Origin of the sequence: Sphingomonas sp. SORGH_AS_0870 (genome assembly GCF_031453175.1) — a bacterium.
In the GTDB taxonomy this organism is placed as follows: domain Bacteria; phylum Pseudomonadota; class Alphaproteobacteria; order Sphingomonadales; family Sphingomonadaceae; genus Sphingomonas.
This window is the reverse complement of the sequence record NZ_JAVIYW010000002.1, coordinates 4,001,051-4,018,428: the sequence shown is the minus strand read 5'-3', so window position 1 is coordinate 4,018,428 and position 17,378 is coordinate 4,001,051. Positions and strand designations below refer to the sequence as shown.

12 protein-coding genes and 1 tRNA gene are annotated in these 17,378 nt (G+C 66.9%); 5 read left to right on the top strand and 8 right to left on the bottom strand.

The genetic code is table 11. From position 1 onward, the window contains the following. Positions 1-22: 22 nt before the first annotated feature. The 6 genes from QE363_RS18625 to QE363_RS18600 all read right to left on the bottom strand — a co-directional run bounded on the left by QE363_RS18625 (position 23) and on the right by QE363_RS18600 (position 7,005). Positions 23-1,483 carry a methyl-accepting chemotaxis protein gene (locus QE363_RS18625; RefSeq protein WP_309697686.1) on the bottom strand — a complete coding sequence of 487 codons (1,461 nt, stop codon included), beginning with the start codon at positions 1,481-1,483 and terminating at the stop codon, positions 23-25. 159 nt (positions 1,484-1,642) lie between these two features. Then, positions 1,643-2,155, bottom strand: a complete 513-nt coding sequence (gloA, locus tag QE363_RS18620; protein ID WP_307101004.1) for a lactoylglutathione lyase — start codon at positions 2,153-2,155, stop codon at positions 1,643-1,645. Positions 2,156-2,254: 99 nt separating this feature from the next. After that, positions 2,255-2,680 carry an organic hydroperoxide resistance protein gene (locus QE363_RS18615; protein ID WP_309697684.1) on the bottom strand — a complete coding sequence of 142 codons (426 nt, stop codon included), beginning with the start codon at positions 2,678-2,680 and terminating at the stop codon, positions 2,255-2,257. A gap of 115 nt (positions 2,681-2,795) precedes the next feature. Beyond that, the gene (locus QE363_RS18610; protein WP_309697682.1) at positions 2,796-4,181 is read right to left on the bottom strand and encodes an efflux transporter outer membrane subunit; all 1,386 of its coding nucleotides are present in this window, start codon (positions 4,179-4,181) and stop codon (positions 2,796-2,798) included. Next, positions 4,178-5,356 (bottom strand): HlyD family secretion protein, encoded by a 1,179-nt coding sequence (locus QE363_RS18605; protein ID WP_309697680.1) that lies wholly within the window; start codon positions 5,354-5,356, stop codon positions 4,178-4,180. The genes QE363_RS18610 and QE363_RS18605 overlap by 4 nt, the downstream gene beginning before the upstream one ends. Then, positions 5,353-7,005, bottom strand: coding sequence for an MFS transporter (locus tag QE363_RS18600; protein WP_309697678.1), 1,653 nt, complete (start codon positions 7,003-7,005; stop codon positions 5,353-5,355). The genes QE363_RS18605 and QE363_RS18600 overlap by 4 nt, the downstream gene beginning before the upstream one ends. 226 nt (positions 7,006-7,231) lie before the next feature. Between QE363_RS18600 and QE363_RS18595 the strand changes: the two genes are divergently transcribed. Together QE363_RS18595 and QE363_RS18590 are read left to right on the top strand one after the other, a co-directional pair. Next, positions 7,232-7,534 (top strand): helix-turn-helix transcriptional regulator, encoded by a 303-nt coding sequence (locus QE363_RS18595; protein WP_307100995.1) that lies wholly within the window; start codon positions 7,232-7,234, stop codon positions 7,532-7,534. A gap of 6 nt (positions 7,535-7,540) precedes the next feature. Further along, complete coding sequence (locus tag QE363_RS18590; RefSeq protein ID WP_307100993.1) at positions 7,541-7,711, top strand: metallothionein; 171 nt, start codon at positions 7,541-7,543, stop codon at positions 7,709-7,711. 58 nt (positions 7,712-7,769) lie between these two features. Here the strand turns inward: QE363_RS18590 and QE363_RS18585 are convergent, their stop codons facing one another. After that, positions 7,770-10,298: a PAS domain-containing protein gene (locus QE363_RS18585; RefSeq protein WP_309697674.1), complete on the bottom strand. Its 2,529-nt coding sequence runs from the start codon at positions 10,296-10,298 to the stop codon at positions 7,770-7,772. 295 nt (positions 10,299-10,593) lie between these two features. Between QE363_RS18585 and acs the strand changes: the two genes are divergently transcribed. Beyond that, a complete protein-coding gene (acs, locus tag QE363_RS18580) occupies positions 10,594-12,546 on the top strand; it encodes an acetate--CoA ligase (protein WP_309697672.1) in 1,953 nt (650 codons plus the stop codon). A gap of 169 nt (positions 12,547-12,715) precedes the next feature. Here the strand turns inward: acs and QE363_RS18575 are convergent, their stop codons facing one another. After that, complete coding sequence (locus QE363_RS18575; RefSeq protein ID WP_309697670.1) at positions 12,716-13,585, bottom strand: peptidylprolyl isomerase; 870 nt, start codon at positions 13,583-13,585, stop codon at positions 12,716-12,718. 96 nt (positions 13,586-13,681) lie between these two features. On the opposite strand from QE363_RS18575, the gene QE363_RS18570 reads away from it, so the two are divergent. Both QE363_RS18570 and QE363_RS18565 read left to right on the top strand, forming a co-directional pair. After that, a tRNA-Ser gene (locus QE363_RS18570) sits at positions 13,682-13,772 on the top strand. A 699-nt stretch (positions 13,773-14,471) separates the two neighbouring features. After that, on the top strand, positions 14,472-17,171 hold the full coding sequence (locus QE363_RS18565) for a TonB-dependent receptor (RefSeq protein WP_309697669.1): 2,700 nt from the start codon (positions 14,472-14,474) through the stop codon (positions 17,169-17,171). Positions 17,172-17,378 lie beyond the last annotated feature (207 nt).

Here is a 17,378-nt window from a genome sequence, read left to right as displayed (position 1 = left end):
GCCATATTCAGGCGCGCGCCGGTCAGAACTCGGTCCAGTCGTCCTCGTTGACCGCCAGCGCGGCATTGCCGGTGGACGGGGCGGACGTGCGCGCCGTCTGGACGATGCGGCGTCCGGCGGCGGCGGCGCGTTCCTGCATCTGGTGGACCGGCTGGGGTTGCGGCTGCGGCCGGGGTGCGGGCGCCGGGGCGGCAAAGCCTTCGCCCGAATGGGCATTGACCCGGAAGCGTGCGATCTCGCGGGCCAGGCTGTCGGCCTCGACCGCCAGCGAGCGGGCGGCGGCGGTCGCCTGTTCGACCATCGCGGCATTTTGCTGGGTCACGCCGTCCATCGCGGACACGGCGATGTTGACCTCCTGCAGCCCGTTGGCCTGTTTCTCCGCCGATCCGGCGATATTCTCGACCAGCGTGCTGATCTCGGCGATCTGGCCGATGATCCGCTCCAGCGCCTTGCCGGTCTCGCTGACCAGGCTGACCCCCGCCTCGACCTGTTCGGAGCTGGCGAGGATGCGCGACTTCACGTCCTTGGCCGCGTCGGCCGAACGCTGCGCCAGCGCGCGGACTTCCGATGCGACGACCGCGAAGCCCTTGCCCGCGTCGCCCGCGCGCGCGGCCTCGACCCCGGCGTTCAGCGCCAGCAGGTTGGTCTGGAAGGCGATGCCGTCGATGACGCTGATGATCTCGGAGATTTCGCTCGACGCGCGTTCGATCCCGGCCATGGCCTCGACCGCGCGGCGGACGACGGCGCCCGATTGTTCGGCCTCGATCCGGGCATCGGCGACGGCGCGGTTGGCGCGGGTGGCGCCTTCCGCGGTCTGGCGGACGGTCGAGTTGATCTCGTCCATCGCGGCGGCGGTTTCCTCCAGGCTGGCGGCCTGCTGCTCGGTGCGCTGCGACAGGTCGTCGGAGGCCTGGCGGATGTCGCTGGCGCCCGAGTTGATGCCATGGGTGGCCACCGTCACCGCGCTCATCGCGCGCGACAGCGCCTCGACCGCGCGGTTGAAGTCGCTGCGCAGCCGTTCGTAATCGGCGGGGAAGGGCGCCTGGATCGCCACGGTCAGATTGCCCTCGGCCAGTTCGCCCAGCCCCTTGCCCAGCGCGCCGACGACGATCTGCTGCGCCTCGGCGGCCTGCTGGACATTGGCGGCATTGCGCTGGAAGACCTGCATGGCCTTGGCGATCCGCCCGATGCAGTCGCGGTAATCGGTGTACCGGATCTCGCGATGGACATCGCCCGCGGCCAGCGCCTCCATGGCGACGACCGAGCCGACATAGGGGTCGCAGATCAGCTTGCGGCTGATCCGCATCACCAGGATCGACGCGGCCAGCGCCAAAGTCGCCGCGATGACGGGCAGCGTGAACGAAAAGCCGCCATTCGCCGCGATGGTCGCGCCCAGCCCGATGGCACCAAGCCCGCCATAGACAATGGTCAGCACGTCGAACTTCAGACGGATCGGCGCCGTCTTTTCAAACCAGGACAACATCGGGGTACACCCTCCAAAAACTCATGCGCAGGGAGCTGCGCCTGGGGTACGGAGGATAGGGGCCCTGTCCCGGCTCCTCCGGCCTATATGGCCATATTGGACAGGACCGGTAAAAATCCCGTTTCGATATGGTCAGTAAAGCCGGAGCAATCCGCTCTATTATTGATTAGGATCAAGAGTTCGCGTCATTCCGGATGCAGAAAGGATTTCGATCCAATAGCCATCGGGATCGGTGATGAAGGCGATATCCTTCATCTTGCCGTCCTGGGGACGCTTCTTGAACGTTACGCCCAGCGACTCGAATCGTGCACAGGCCTGGGCGACATCGGCGACGCTGATCCCGATATGGCCGAAGCCGCGCGGTTCGGCATTGCCGTCATGATAGCCCTGGAACGCCGCATCCGACTCGGTTCCCCAATTGTGCGTCAGCTCAAGCGTCGTCTCGCGGTTGAAGATGAAACGCGCGCGCTCGGCGGGGTCCTCGGGCACGGTTTCGCCATCGGCCAGATAGGCCAGGAAATAGAGCGAGAAGCGCATCTCCTCGAAATCGAGCTGCTGCAACAGGGTCATGCCCAGCACGTCCCGGTAGAAGGCGAGCGAGGGCTTGGGATCGCGGATGCGCAGCATCGTCTGGTTGAGCGCGAAGGATTCGGTGCCGGCGGGGCGGGGCATGGTTGGTCCTTGTCGAAAGGGGCCGAGAGGAAAAGGCGAAACGACCAAGGCCCCCCGCCACCGGGGCGAAGGGCCTTGGGATAGAGATGGCGAACGGGCTCAGGCGAGGGTCAGGCCGACATCCACATTGCCGCGGGTCGCGTTGGAATAGGGGCAGACCTGATGCGCGGCGTGCATCAGCCGCTCGCCATCAGCGGGCTCGACGCCGGGCAGGTTGACGAGCAGGTCGACGGTGATCCCGTAGCCGCCCTCCTCACGCGGGCCGAAGCCGACCTCGGCGGTGACGGTGGCATCCTGCGGCACCTTGACGCCTTCCTTGCCCGAAACCGCCTTCATCGCGCCCAGGAAACAGGCCGAGTATCCGGCGGCGAACAGCTTTTCCGGATTGGCGCCGTCGCCGCCCGGACCGCCCATTTCCTTGGGGACCACCAGCTTGACGTCGACCGAGCCGTCCTCCGACCGTGCCGCGCCGTCGCGGCCGCCAGTGGCCGTTGCCCTGGTCTTGTAGATCACATTCACGCCCATATCGGATCTCCCATTGGTCCATCGGTTCGCGGCATTAGCGCGCCACGCCGACCTGCGTTCCATGACCGATCATGACCCGCGAAACCGATGGCGGCAACCGCGCAAGGCCCGGCCCCTATTGCCGGGTCGCACGGATCGCCGCGTCGGACCAGCCGCCGCCCATCGCCTGATACAGCGTGATATAGGCGGTCAGCTGGCTGGCCTGCGCCTCGGCCAGCGCCAGCTCGGCGTTCAGCAGCCCGCGCTGCGCATCCAGCTGTTCCAGATAGGAGGAATAGCCCGCGCGGTAGCGGTTGGAGGCGATGCGAAGCGCGTCGGCCAGCGCGGCCCGCTGTCCGGCGAGCGCCACCGCCTGCTCGCCGGATCGGCGGACCGAGGCGAGGCTGTCGTCCACCTCGCGAAACGCGGTCAGCGCGGTGCGGCGATAGGCGAAGGCGGCCTGGTTGCGCCGCGCGGCGCTGGCATCCGCCTGGGCGCGCAGCCGTCCCGCGTCGAAGATCGGGGCGAGCACGCTGCCCCCGATCGAGAAGATCGTCACCGGATCGGCCAGCGCGCTGGACAGCACCACCCCCGCCGTGCCCGTCAGCCCCAGGCTGGGCAGCATCGCCGCGCGCGCACTGTCGAGCGAGCGGTCGGCGGCGACCAGCGCCTGTTCGGCCTGGAACAGGTCGGGGCGGCGGCGGAGAAGGTCGGCGGGCAGCCCGTCGGGAATAGCGGGACGGACCAGCCGGTCGATCGCCAGCCCGCGCGGGATCGGCCCCGGCGTACCGCCGACCAGTACGCTGAGCGCATTTTCCTGTCGGGTGACCGCCAGCCGCGCGGCGGCGACCAACTGCTGGGTCGAGCGAAACTCGCTCTCGGCCTGCCGCAGCTCGAGGTTGGAGGTATAGCCGGTCGTTGCCCGCCGCCGCGCGATGCGCAGCGCCTCGGTCCGCGCGTCCAGCGTCTCCTCGGCGATGTGCAGCCGGTGGTCGAGCGCGCATAAGGTGACATAGCCGCTGGCCACCCCGGCGGCGAGCGCGAGGCGGACCGTGTCGCGTGCCGCCTCGGTCGCCAGCAACTGCGCGCGTGCGGCGGCGCGGGCGCTGCGCAACCGGCCGAACAGGTCGAAGTCATAGCTGGCCTGGACCAGCGGTTGCGCGCCAAACTGGTCGAGCCCGGTGCCGAAGGCGGTGACGCTGCGCCCCTCGCTCAGCGGGAGGCCGGCGGTGACGTTGGGCGACAGCTGCGCGCGCGCCAGTCGTTCCTGCGCGCGCGCTTCCTCGACCCGCGCGGCGGCGCTGCCCAGATCGGGGCTGTCGGCCAGCGCGCGGGCGACGAGCGCGGTCAGCTGCGGGTCGCCGAACGCCTGCCACCAGTCCGCCGCGATCGGGCTGCCGGGGCCGAGCGCGGTGCGCCAGGCGGGCGGCGGCACCACTGCGCTGGTCGCCGGGGGCTCGGGACGCGGGCCGATACAGGCGGTCAGCATCAGCGCGGCGGCGAGGGGCGGCGCGGCCCTCATCGCACCACCGGCCCGCCCGACGTGTTGACCCGCGCCTGCACCGACATGCCGGGGCGGAGGCGCTGGCTGAGCGGCTGGCCCGGATCGACGCGGATGCGCACCGCGATACGCTGCGGCACCTTGGTGAAGTTGCCGGTGGCATTGTCCGACTTCAGGACCGCGAATTCGGAACCGGCGGCGGGCGAGATGCGCTCGACATGGCCGGTCAGCCGCGCATTGTTCAGCCCGTCCACGGTGAAGCTGGCGGGCTGTCCGACCGCCATGCGCGCGGTCTGGCCTTCCTTGAAGTTGGCGATGACCCAGGTCTCGGGGGGTACCAGGAACATCAGCTGCGACCCCGCCGTCACATATTGGCCCAGCCGGACGCCGACTTCGGACAGGCGGCCATTTTCGGGGGCGCGGATGACGGTGTTGGCGAGATCGATCTGCGCCAGCCGGAGCGCGGCCTCGGCGCCCGAGACGCCCGCCTGCTGCCCGCCGCGCCCGACGACGACGGTGCGCACATCCTGTTGCGCGATGGCGCGTGCCGCCTGGGCCTGGCGTAACCCGGCCTGGGCCTGGCGCAGCGCCGCCAGCGTCTGGTCGCGTTCGCGCAAGGATACCGATCCGTCGGTGACGAGGTCGTTGACCCGCGCCATGTCCGCCTGCGCGCGCATCAGCTGCGCCTCGGCATTGGCGACGGCGGCGTCCTGTGCCGACAGGCTGGCGACCCGCGACGCCTGGGCCTGGCGGCTATTGGCCAGCGTCGCCGCCTGTGCCGCGACCTGCGCCCGCGCCTGGTCGACCCGCTGGCGATAGATACGGTCGTCGATCCGCACCAGCGGCTGGCCCGCGCGCACCGTCTCGAAATCCTTGACCAGCACGGCGGTGACATAGCCGCTGACCTGCGGCGCGATCACCGTGGTGCGGCCGCGGACATAGGCATTGTCGGTCGCTTGGGTGTCGCTTGCGAAGGGCGGCAGCCGCCACGCCGCCAGCACCGCCGCGACGCCGCCGATGACCAGCAGCGCGATCAGCGCGCGCGAACGCCATCCGCCCGAAGGCGGCCGCCAGGCGGACGAGGGGGGCGGAGCGGGCGGGGGCACGGGCGCCGGGGCGGGCGGCGGCACCCCGGCCTCGGCGGCGGCCTGCTCGGTCATGGGGGTGGGCGATACGGGCGAGCGGGTGTCGGTCATGGCTGTCCCCTGGCCGCGACGCGGGCGCGGCGGGCGCGCCGCCAGGTCAGCAGCGCGAGGAAGAGGGTGACGGCGGCCGCCAGCGCGGCGACCAGCCGGAAGACGTCGTTATAGGCACGGATATTGGCCTCGCGCGTGGCCGCCTGCGACAGTAGCGCGGCGCCCTCGGCACGGGCGAGCGTCGGGTCGCCGACCACCCCCGACACACGCGCGCCGCCCGCCGCGATACGCTGCGTCACCTGCGGGTCGGTGGGGTCGATATTCTGGACGATGGCGGCGCTGTGCGCCTTTTCGCGGATGGTCTGATAGGTGCCGAGCAGCGCGGTGCCGCCCAGGCTGCCGACCGAATTGAGCATCCCGAACAGCGCGATGAAGCTGATGACATGGCCCGCCCCCTGTTGCAGCGCACGGGTCATGCCGAAGAGCAGCGACGGGCCGAGGAAGAAGGTCGTCGAAAAGGCGATCAGCGCCTGCGTCGCGTAGAGCTCGGGCGCGCGGGTCAGGTTGGTCGAGAAGCTGTCGGCAAAGGCGGCGATGGCGACCAGTCCGATGGCGAACATGATCGGATGGGTCAGCCGCGTCACGTCCAGCGTCACCGCGCTCGCCACCACGCCCGCGACCGAGGCGATGAAGACGATGGTGAACAGCGTCCGGAACTGGTCGTTATTCTGGCCCAGCGTGGTCAGCAGCCCGACCGCGCCGTAATTCTGTTCGGACAGCACGATCCGCGCCATCAGCGTGACGATGGCGAAGCGGATGATGTCCATCGATCCCAGCCAGCGCGTGTTGAGCAGCGGATTGGTGCGGTGATGCTCGATCCACAGCGCGGCGGCGAGCAGCGGGATGGCGAAGGCCAGCGCCCAGCCGATCCAGGCCGCCTGCGTCCACCAGACCAGCCGCCCCTGGCCCAGCACCGCGCAAAACAGCCCGATGGCGGGCGCATAGAGGGCGAAGGTCAGGAAATCGAGCGGCTCGAACGCCTTGACCCTTTGGGTGGGCGGCAGGCGCAAGCCGATGATCGCCGCCAAGCTGACCGCCGCCAGCCCGAACTCGAAGAGATAGAGCGTCCGCCACTGCGACATGGCGAGCAGCTCGGGCGAGAACAGCCGCGCCAGCGGCGTCGCGCATTGCGGCACGCCGATGCCCAGCACGATCGCCTTCAACCGCCATTTCGCGGGCAGCGCCTGCATCATGTAATAGAGGCCCAGCGACGACAGCGCCGCCGCCGCCATGCCGCTGGCCGCGCGCACCGCGATCGCGGTCGAGAAGTCGCGGACGAACAGATGCCCGAAGGCCAGGATGGTATAAAGCCCCGCGAACAGCAGCGCGAAGGGGCGCAGGCCGAATTGCTGGCGGAACTTGATGAGCAACAGGTTGATCGACGCGTTGGTCATCACATAGACGATGGGCAGCCACGCGATCTCGGTCGGGTCCAGCCCCAATGCGCCCTGCAATTGCAGGGTGTTGACTGACACCAGCGCATTGCCCAGCCCGCCGGTGAGTCCGATCAGCACCGCGATCAGGCCATAGGCGATACGGCGCCGGTTGGGGTGGCTGAAATTGCCGGGCGATCCGGGAATGGTCGGCCGTTCATGGGGCGCGAAGGTCCATTCCTCCTCGCTCCAGAATTGCCGAAACCGTGATGCCATCCCCGTCCTTTCGTGCCCCCATGCTTTCGGACCCGGCCACCCAACGCGCAACGTATCGAATCGGGTGCAGAACGAAAACCGCGCCCGGCGAAGCGTCCCTGCCGGGGCGGACCCGCACCTGGATTCACCAACAGCCTGTGTTCCATGGGAAATGCTTGCCAAGCCGCCCGCTTGACATCAGTATTGATGTATATATATTAGGATGTGTTCATATGTTGATGTTTGCATGACACCGGATGAAGGCGTTTTGCTCGCCGACGTGTTCCGCCTGCTGGGCGAACCCAACCGGCTTCGGCTGGTGGTGGGATGCCTGGACGGTCCGCGCACGGTCGGCGATCTGACCGAGGAAGTGGGGATCAGCCAGAGCCTGGTCTCGCAGCATCTGCGGCTGCTGCGGGCCGGACGGTTGCTCAAGCAGAGCCGTCAGGGCCGGAACGTGTTCTACGAGCTGCCCGACTGCCATATCCGCACCATGCTGACCAACATGATGGACCATGTACTCGAACCCGATCACGCCCTTGAGGAGTAAGTCGAAATGACCGTTACCGTCGAACAAGTGAAGTGCGCCTGCACCGACTGCGTCTGCATCGTCAGCGTCGGCAAGGCCGTCGAGGCCGAAGGCCGCACCTTCTGCAGCGATGCCTGCGCGCAGCATCATTCGGGCGGTACCGGCTGCGACCACGCCGGTTGCGCCTGCCACGGCTGACCGGATCGGAGCCGGGTGATCGTGCATCCGGCTCCATCTCCCCCCTCGCGGCTTTCGCCTATTCGTCCAGCATCGCCCGGATGCGCGCCGCCAGATCGGCGAAGTCGAACGGCTTGGTGATCAGCGCGACGCCTGCGTCCAGCCGCCCGCCATGGACGATCACGTCGCGGGCATAGCCGGTGGTGAACAGCACCTTCAGATCGGGGTGGAGCGAGCGCGCCGCCGACGCCAGGTCGGCGCCCGTCATCCCGCCGGGCAGCACCACATCGGAAAACAACAGCGCGATCCGCGACGCCTCCGGCGCGTCGAGCAGCGCCAGCGCGGAGCCGCCATCCTCCGCCTCCAGCACGTCATAGCCCAGTTCGCGCAACGCCTCGGTCGAATAGGCGCGGACATCGGGATCGTCCTCGACCACCAGGATCGTCTCGGACCCCCGGTCGGGGCGGATGGCGGGGGCGGGCGGCGCGTCGACCGACGCCACATCGCCACAGAAACGCGGCAGGAACAGCGAGACGCAGGTGCCCTGGCCGGGGCGCGATTCGATCTGCACCTGACCGCCTGACTGCTTGGCGAAGCCATAGACCATCGACAGGCCCAGCCCGGTGCCCTTGCCCACCTCCTTGGTGGTGAAGAACGGCTCGAACACGCGACCCAGCGTCGCGCGGTCCATGCCGATGCCGGTGTCGCTGACATCGATCGCGACATAATCGCCCGGATCGGTGGGATAGGGGACCGGCCCCGCGACCATCGACGTCATCCCGTCGAGCGTGGCGTTGCGCAGCGTGATCGACAGGGTGCCGCCATGCGGCATCGCGTCGCGCGCATTGACCGCCAGGTTCAGGATCGCGCTTTCCAGCTGGTTGGTGTCGGCCTCGGCGGGCCAGAGGTCGGGCGCGGCCTCGATCACCAGCGACACCTGTTCGCCCAGCGTCCGGGTCAGCAGGTCGGACAGCCCGTCGACCAGCCGGACCGCGTCGACTGATTGCGGCGCCAGCGGTTGCCGCCGCGAAAAGGCGAGCAGCCGCTGGGTCAGCGTCGCGGCCCGCTTCGCGCCGGTCATCGCATTGGTCGCCGCCCGCCTGGCGCGGGGATGCTCGTCGATCGGCAGGAAGCGGTCGAGCATCTCCAGATTGCCGACCACCACCTGGAGCAGATTGTTGAAGTCGTGCGCGATGCCGCCGGTCAGCTGGCCGACCGCCTCCATCTTCTGGCTCTGGCGCAGCTGCGCCTCCATATCGGCCAGCCTTTCCTGCGCGGCCAGTCGCTCGGACACGTCGGTCGCGAACTGATAGGCGCCGATCGGCGTGCCGTCGGCCGCGATCAGCGGGCTGAAGCGCAGCTCGTAATGCCGCCGCTCGCCGGCCATGTCCTCCAGCGCCTGGATGACCGAGAAATCCTCGCCCGCCAGCGCGCGGGTCCAATAGTCGCGCATGATCGACAGGATTTCGGGACGCGCGGCCATCGCATCGCTCTTGTTCTGGCCGATCTGCGGGCGGGTGCCGAAGATGCGCTCCAGATCCTCGGCGGCGGCGCGGTTGATCGCCAGATAGCGGTGGTCGAACCCCAGCACCTGGACCATCGTGCCGGTCGAATCGATGATGTCGGCGAACAGCTTGCGCTCGGCCAGCGCCTCGACCACGCGGCGTTCCAGCACGGCATTGACGTCGCGCAGCGTCGCCTCCGCGCGGCGGCGTTCGTCGGTGTCGAACACCGATCCGACCATGCCCATATAGGTGCCGTCGTCGTCGATCCGGGGAATGGCGGTGACCATCGCCCAGCGATGTTCGCCATCGGCGCGGAGCAGGCGGAATTCCAGGCTGAACGCCGTCCGATCCTGCGTCGCGCTGCGGAACGCCCCCTCTACCGCCGCGCGGTCGTCGGGATGCAGCGCCTTTAGCCACTGAAAGTCCAGGCCCTGCTCGACCGCCAGCCCCGTCTGGGCGGTCCAGGCGCGGTTGAGATAGGTGCAGTGACCCTCGGCATCGGTCAGCCACATGATGATCGGGGCATGATCCGCCACGTTGCGGAACCGCCCCTCGCTCTCGCGCGCGGCGGCGCTGGCCGCCTCGCGCTCCTGGCGGTCGCGCATCCGCGTGCTGCTGTCGATCAGGGTCGCCATGATGCCCGCAGGGGCCCCGTCCTCGTCGGGGATCGGGATATAGTCGAGGTCCAGCCAATGCTGTTCGGGCGCGTCCCGGTGGCCCAGCAGCATCGCCTGGTCGCGAAAGGCCAGCGCCCGGCCGCTCAGGCCCGCCGCGACGACCTCCGCATGGAAGGCCGACGACTCGGGCCAGGCCTGGATCAGCGGGCTGCCCAGGATCGCCGGATGCCGGTCGCCCGCCATTTCGGCATAGCCGGCATTGTAGATCAGGATCGCCTCCGGCCCCCAGATCGTCGCCATCGGGATGGTGGAGGCCAGCATGATGCCGATCGCGGTCCGGCGGCTTTGCGGCCATGCGGCGATCGGCCCCAATGGGGTGGAGGCCCAGTCGAATGTCGCGATCAGCCGCCCCATCTCGCCGTTCCGCGCCAGAACAGCGGCGAATCCAGCGGGAATGTCAATGGGGTGATAGGCAGTCGCGGCCATGCTCTGTCCACCTCCCTCCATAGACAATGCAATAGCTGCTGTAGCGTTGCTTTTTCACGAGGAACAGAGGGATTGCCGATATCTTGCCCTGTGTGGATGTAATTTATTCGGGGACTTCGCAAAGCATTTGCCGACCCCCTTGTTTTTCGGTCGCGGCGCCGATTACGCTTGGCCACGAAAGCCGGGGGCGATCCGGTATCGGGCCGCGTCGCCGCCGTGCCATACTTTGTCATGGACCCGATAGGCATCTGCCATGTTCGACTGCTAAAGATCGGTCAAAATAGGAGAGACAGGCATGACCGCACATCTTCATCCGGTGCCGGAATGGGCCGACAGCGCGTCGATGGATGCCGACGCCTATCGCGCCGCCTATGACGCGGCGCGGCGCGATCCCGACGGCTATTGGGGCGAACAGGCCAGGCGGCTCGACTGGATCGTGCCGTTCGCGACGGTGAAGGACACCAGTTTCGACGAGGCCGATTTCCGCATCAACTGGTTCGCCGACGGCCAGCTGAACGTCGCGGCCAATTGCATCGACCGCCACCTCGCCACCCGCGCCGATCAGGTCGCGATCCTGTGGGAAGGCGACACGCCCGGCACCGATCGCCGCATCACCTATCGCGAACTCCATGAACAGGTCTGCCGCCTCGCCAATGCGCTGAAGGATCTGGGCGTGGCCAGGGGCGACCGGGTCACCATCTATCTGCCGATGATCCCCGAGGCGGCGTTCGCCATGCTCGCCTGCGCGCGGATCGGGGCGATCCACTCGATCGTGTTCGGCGGCTTCTCGCCCGAAAGCCTCGCCAACCGGATCGTCGATTGCGATTCGCGCATCGTCATTACCGCGGACGGCGGCTGTCGCGGGGGCAAGTCGGTGCCGCTCAAGGCCAATGTCGACGCCGCGCTCGATCATGACGGCGTCGCGGTCGACCATGTCGTCGTCGTCCGCCACAGCGGTACCGATGTGACGATGAAGGACGGCCGCGACCTTTGGTACGGCGATCTGGTCGACGCCGCCGCGACCGACTGCCCGCCCGAGGCGATGGGGGCCGAGGACCCGTTGTTCATCCTCTACACCAGCGGTTCGACCGGCAAGCCCAAGGGCGTGCTGCACAGCAGCGGCGGCTATCTGCTCTGGGCGTCCTATACCCATCAGCATGTGTTCGATTATCGCGAGGGTGAGATCTTCTGGTGCGCGGCCGATGTCGGCTGGGTCACCGGGCACAGCTATGTCGTCTATGGCGCGCTCGCCAACGGTGCGACGACCCTGATGTATGAGGGCGTGCCCAATTATCCCGATTTCAGCCGCTTCTGGCAGATCGTCGACAAATATCAGGTCGCGACCTTCTATGCCGCGCCGACCGCGCTGCGCGCGCTGATGCGCGAGGGCGATGGCTGGGTGAAGAAGACCGACCGCTCGTCCTTGCGCGTGCTGGGCTCGGTCGGCGAGCCGATCAACCCGGAAGCCTGGGAATGGTATTATCATGTCGTGGGCGAGGGGCGCTGCCCGATCGTCGACACTTGGTGGCAGACCGAGACCGGCGGCCACATGATCGCGCCGATCCCCGGCGCCGTGGCGCTCAAGCCCGGCTCGGCCACCCTGCCGCTGCCCGGTATCCTGCCGCAGATCGTCGATGCCGAGGGCAAGGTGCTGGACGGCGCGGTCGAGGGCAATCTGGTCATCGCCGACAGCTGGCCCGGCCAGATGCGCACCGTCTGGGGCGATCACGATCGTTTCTTCCAGACCTATTTCACCACCTATCCCGGCAAATATTTCACCGGCGACGGATGCCGCCGCGACGAGGACGGCTATTACTGGATCACCGGCCGGGTCGATGACGTCATCAACGTCTCGGGCCACCGCATGGGCACCGCCGAGGTCGAGTCCGCGCTGGTCGCGCACGCCAAGGTCGCCGAGGCGGCGGTGGTCGGCATGCCGCACGACGTGAAGGGGCAGGGCATCTACGCCTTCGTCACGCTGAACGCGGGCGTCGAGGAGGACGAGGCGCTGCGTGCCGAGCTGGTCCAGTGGGTCCGCCGCGAGATCGGCCCGATCGCCACCCCCGACGCGCTGCAATTCGCGCCCGCTCTGCCCAAGACCCGTTCGGGCAAGATCATGCGCCGCATCCTGCGCAAGATCGCCGAGAATCAGGTCGATGCGCTGGGCGACACCTCGACGCTGGCCGATCCGGCGGTGGTCGACCACCTCGTCGCCCATCGGATCGAACCGGGGAAGAAGGCGGCGTGATGCCGGATGGGGCCGCTTCCCGGTAAGCGGCCCCGTTTTGCCCGTTGCGCTTTGCAACGTGGCCTTCGACTTCGCTCAGGCTGAACGGAGGTTGTGGAAGTCCTTGTCCTCCGCTCCGTTCAGCCTGAGCGAAGTCGAAGGCCACGCCCACCCCCTCAACCCAAACCGATCAAGGCGCCTTCCGAACCGGCGGCAAGGCCGCGCAGATATCCACGCCCCCTGCGGGCACGGTGAAGAAGTCGTTCTTCCGATTCTCCCGCCCCTTGATCCAGGCGGCAAAGCGAGGCGAAGCCGTCTCGCGATACTGGTAATGCGGCCGCTGGGCGGCGGGCAGTTCGCTCGCCAGCCGGGCCGACACGATCGGCAGGCGCTGGGCCTCGTCCTTGTAGAAGCCCAGATCGCCCGTCCCGCGCGGCAGGGTGGACAGCGCCTCCATCCCGTCGATCACCCGCCCCGCCACCGCGATATTGCGGTCCAGCCCGCGCGGCGAGTGGCCGATGATCGTGTAGAGCTCGGCCCCGGTGCCGGTGCTGGGCGCCAGATCGCGCGCGACACCGACCATGCCATAGCAATGCGGGATCCACTCCGACGCCGCATCCCCCGCCAGCGGCCAGCCATCGCGGCTATAGCCCGCCCAGGCGGCATAGGGATCGGGCCGGCTCAGCCGCGCGACCGCGCTGTTGCCCGCGCGGACATATTCGGCCGGGGGATTGGCGACGATGCCGGGGGGCAGCGGCTTCTTCTCGGTCGCATCGCCCCATTGGGCGACATAATTTTCCTGCACGCGATAGACGCTGGTCCCCGCATCCCACCAATGCGCCCGCGCCAGTGCGCGGATATTGGCGACATGCACCGGCGCCTGCCCGGCGGCGAGCCGCACCGTCACCGTCCGCCCGTTCGACAGGGTGAAGATCAGCACCTCGTCGTCGGGCACGGCGATCCAGTCGCCGGGCAGCGGATCGCTGGCCTGCGTCGCGGGGGGAGCGGGAGAGGGCGAAGCCTGCGCCAGCAGCGCGGCCAGAAAGAGTGCGATCGTCATCGCCGCAAAGACTGCACGAGCCCGCCGCCCCACGCAATCGCTTGCGCGCCGCCGCGAAGCGCATTAGGGGCGCGTGTTCCAGGCATGAACTCATGCGGAGCGGTGGCCGAGTGGTCGAAGGCGCTCGCCTGGAAAGTGAGTATACGGCAAAACCGTATCGAGGGTTCGAATCCCTCCCGCTCCGCCATTACCTTCCAGCAAAGCTCTGAAAATCCGAGGCAGTTTGTGTCGTCGGATCACACGAGTGATGGCCGTGCCTGGCGGCAGGGGGCGCGCAGTCAGACGATCATGCCGTCTCTTGTGCGAGTCGCTCGATCTTTTCCCACCAATCGCCTCGCTGATTTCCGCACCGGACGACCGATCCATCCATTGGTCCTGACCATGAACCGGCAGCACGGTAGCTTTTTCCTGAAAATCACTCGCAAGTATTGGCTAGGCGCGGTGGAAAGGCGTCGCAAGACGGATCAAGTTATTGACACCGTAAGATAATGTTCGACCTTTTGGGCGAGAGCATATCCCGGCCTGCAGTCCATGTTTTGCGTTGACAGACATTACCAATATAGGTCAGCATTGGAACTATAAGATAACAATATCCCTCCGCAGGAAGACATATTCGATCGATCGTTCATGCCGAACAGACCGGCCAAATCCGGCTGGGGGCGTGTCGATGGTCGATATAGGGGCTTCGCATTTCAGCGCAGCATAGGATCGGGTGAAGATGCTCGTGCGCGGCATGGCCGTCACGACCGATGCTGGTCCTTGTCTGCGGACGACGAAGACCCTGCCGTTTTTTTGGCAAAGCCGGCTGCATCTTGTCGCAGCCGGGCGGCGAGGGGGGAAGATCATGACTCGGTTTCGGCGTATCGACGAACGACGTTTGCGACGGATGGCATTGTTTCATACGGCAACCTGGCTGGTGATGGCGGCCGGAGCCATGCCCGTCATGGCGCAGACCATGGCGTCTGCCGGTCCGGCCCAGGCGGGGTCGGAAGATGCGGCCGATACGGCGCAAGGCGATGTCGTCGTCACGGGCTATCGCCAGAGCATCGCATCCGCCCTTGCCGCCAAGCGCAAGGATATCCGGGTCAGCGACGGCATCTCCGCGGAGGATATCGGCAAATTCCCCGCGCAGAACATCACCGAGTCGATCCAGCGCATCTCGGGCGTGCAGATGCAGAATATCAACGGGCGGGGCGCCACGATCAGCATCCGGGGGCTGGGCCCGCAATATGCGCTGACGACGATCAACGGCCAGACCTTCAAAAGCGCCGATTTCACCGACGGCTTTCGGTACGACATCATCCAGACCGAACTCGCCAATGCGGTGCAGGTCATCAAGTCGCCGACCGCCGACATGGATAGCGGAGGACTGTCGGGCACCGTCAACATCAATACGGTCAGGCCGCTCGACTATGCGACCCACAAGATCGTGGTGTCGGCCAAGGCGCAGAGCTCGGCCTATGCGGGCCGCGCCGTCACCCCGAAATTCGGGGTCAGCTATGTCGACCAGTTTCTCGGCGGGACGCTGGGCGTCTATCTGAACCTCGGCTATCAGAAGCTGAAGGACCGCGCCGACTATCTCTTTCAGGACCGCTGGGCGACGCAGAACGTGGGCGGCGCGACGATCGCCGTGCCGCGTCGTCCGCGCTATCGCCGGATCGACCGTTCGATCGACCAGATCATGGGCAGCGGCGGCGTGCAATGGCGGCCGAACGACCAGTGGGAGGTCGACGCCACCGCCATCTATGCGCGCGACGACACGCGTTACGACGTCAACCAGCAGGTGTTCCTGTTCAACACCGCGCGGCTGACCCCGGTCAGCGTCGCCAACACCGCGTCCATGGTAACCACCGCGACCAATTTCACCATGGAGAACAACCGGCAGGAGGAGACGCGCAAACTGTCGAGCCAGGGCTATACGCTCAGCGCCCGGTGGAAGGGCGAGGATGGCTGGACCGCGCGTGCCGTCGGCAACTATACGCGGGGGCATGCCTATTCGCGCGAGGATGCGGCGATCCTGGGCATCACCATCCCGTCGGCGACGCTCGACATCAGCGACCCGTACAAGGTCAAGTTCAACGTCGCGGCCAATCTGGACGATCCGTCGCTCTACACCCGGTCGAGCTTGGTCCGGAACGAGTTTCCGGTCGGGGCGACGCGCAATACCACGGGCAAGGAAATATCGGGTCAGGGCGACATCACCAGGGATGTTTCGCTGGGGCCGATTTCGCAATTCGCGGTCGGTGCGAAATATCGGCATGAGAGCTTCGTGCGCGATGTCGGTCGCCACGATCTGGCCTCGCTCGCCAACCGTCCCTCGGCGACCGCGAGCGTCTTTCCCGCCCTGTCGACCAGCAGCTATGCGGTGGGCGGCTTCCTGAACGGCGTAAGCGGTATTCCCACCACCTGGATCGCGCCTGACATCGGCGCCTATCGACAGGCCCTGGCCGGTGCCGGGATCAGCGTCCCCGACCTGCCCGCGCCGGAGTCGAGCTATACCGTCGACCGCTATATCCCGGCGGCCTATGCGATGGCGAATATCGACACCATGGTCTTCGCCATGCCGCTGCGTGGCAATCTGGGGGTGCGCTACGAGCATACGTTGCAGGTGGTGAAGGGCAATGTCACCGCACCGCGCACCGGCTCCTACACCAATGTCGCCACCAAGATCGGCGACTATGCGGCGCGTCAGGACTATCAGAATGTCCTGCCCAGCCTGAACCTCGTGCTGGAGCCGACCGCCAAGCTGCAACTCCGCTTCGCCGCCGCCAAGGTCCTGGTCCGTCCGATCCTCGACGCCAACACCTCGATGGCGCAGACGACGTCATCGGTGGCCAACACCTTCCCGGCGGGCACCAACACCGTCACCGTCGATCTGGGCCAGGCGGGGCTGAAGCCGCTGACCGCCGATCAGATCGATCTGGGCGCCGAATGGTATTATGGCGCGGCCAGTGCGCTGTCGGTCAACGGCTTCTACAAATGGGTGAAGAACGGCACCTTCTCGTCGCTGGTCTGCCCCGCATCGTTCCGCGGCACGGCGCTCAACCGGGCGAGCAGCGGCGATTGCGTCGACGGCTCGGGCAATATCTACAACGTCACCCAGACGTCGAACGACCCGCGCGTCATCCGCATTCGTGGCGTGGAGGTCAGCTGGAATCAGTCGCTCGATCCCATCCTGCCGGTCGACGGGTTCGGCTTCATGGCCAATTATACCCGCGTCATCCCGACCCGTGTCGCGATCGGAACAGGCTTCACCGTGCGCAACCTGTCCAAGGATACGGTCAACGTCACGCCCTATTGGGAAAACCGGCATTTCAGCCTGCGCCTGTCGGCCAATTATCGCAGTTCCTATGTCCAGAACGGCGCCGACAGCTTCTTCGCGACCGAGGGGCATACGGTGCGCGGGCGAACCCAGTTCGACCTGAGTGCAGGCTATACGCCGAACGAGACGCTCAGCTTCGCGGCGGGCATCATCAACCTGAACAACAGCCGCGAACAGGCCTATTACAACAACAATCCGGCGATCTGGCAGGAAACGAGCTTCTACGGTCGTTCCTTCTACTTGTCCGTTTCGTCGAGGTTCTGAGCATATCCAGGGAAGGTGGGCCGTCTACGGGTCGGCTCGCCTTAATATCGGTCGCGACGTCTTCGCATCATGCAAAGCATAGCGTCCGTGCTATTTGTCGGAAACAGCGTGGATATTGAATGAAGATCGCGAGTAATGCTTGAAGTCGAAATTGGTTCCCAGAAAATCGAGAATCAATTTTAAAATATGGGCGTAATTTTCCCTCCG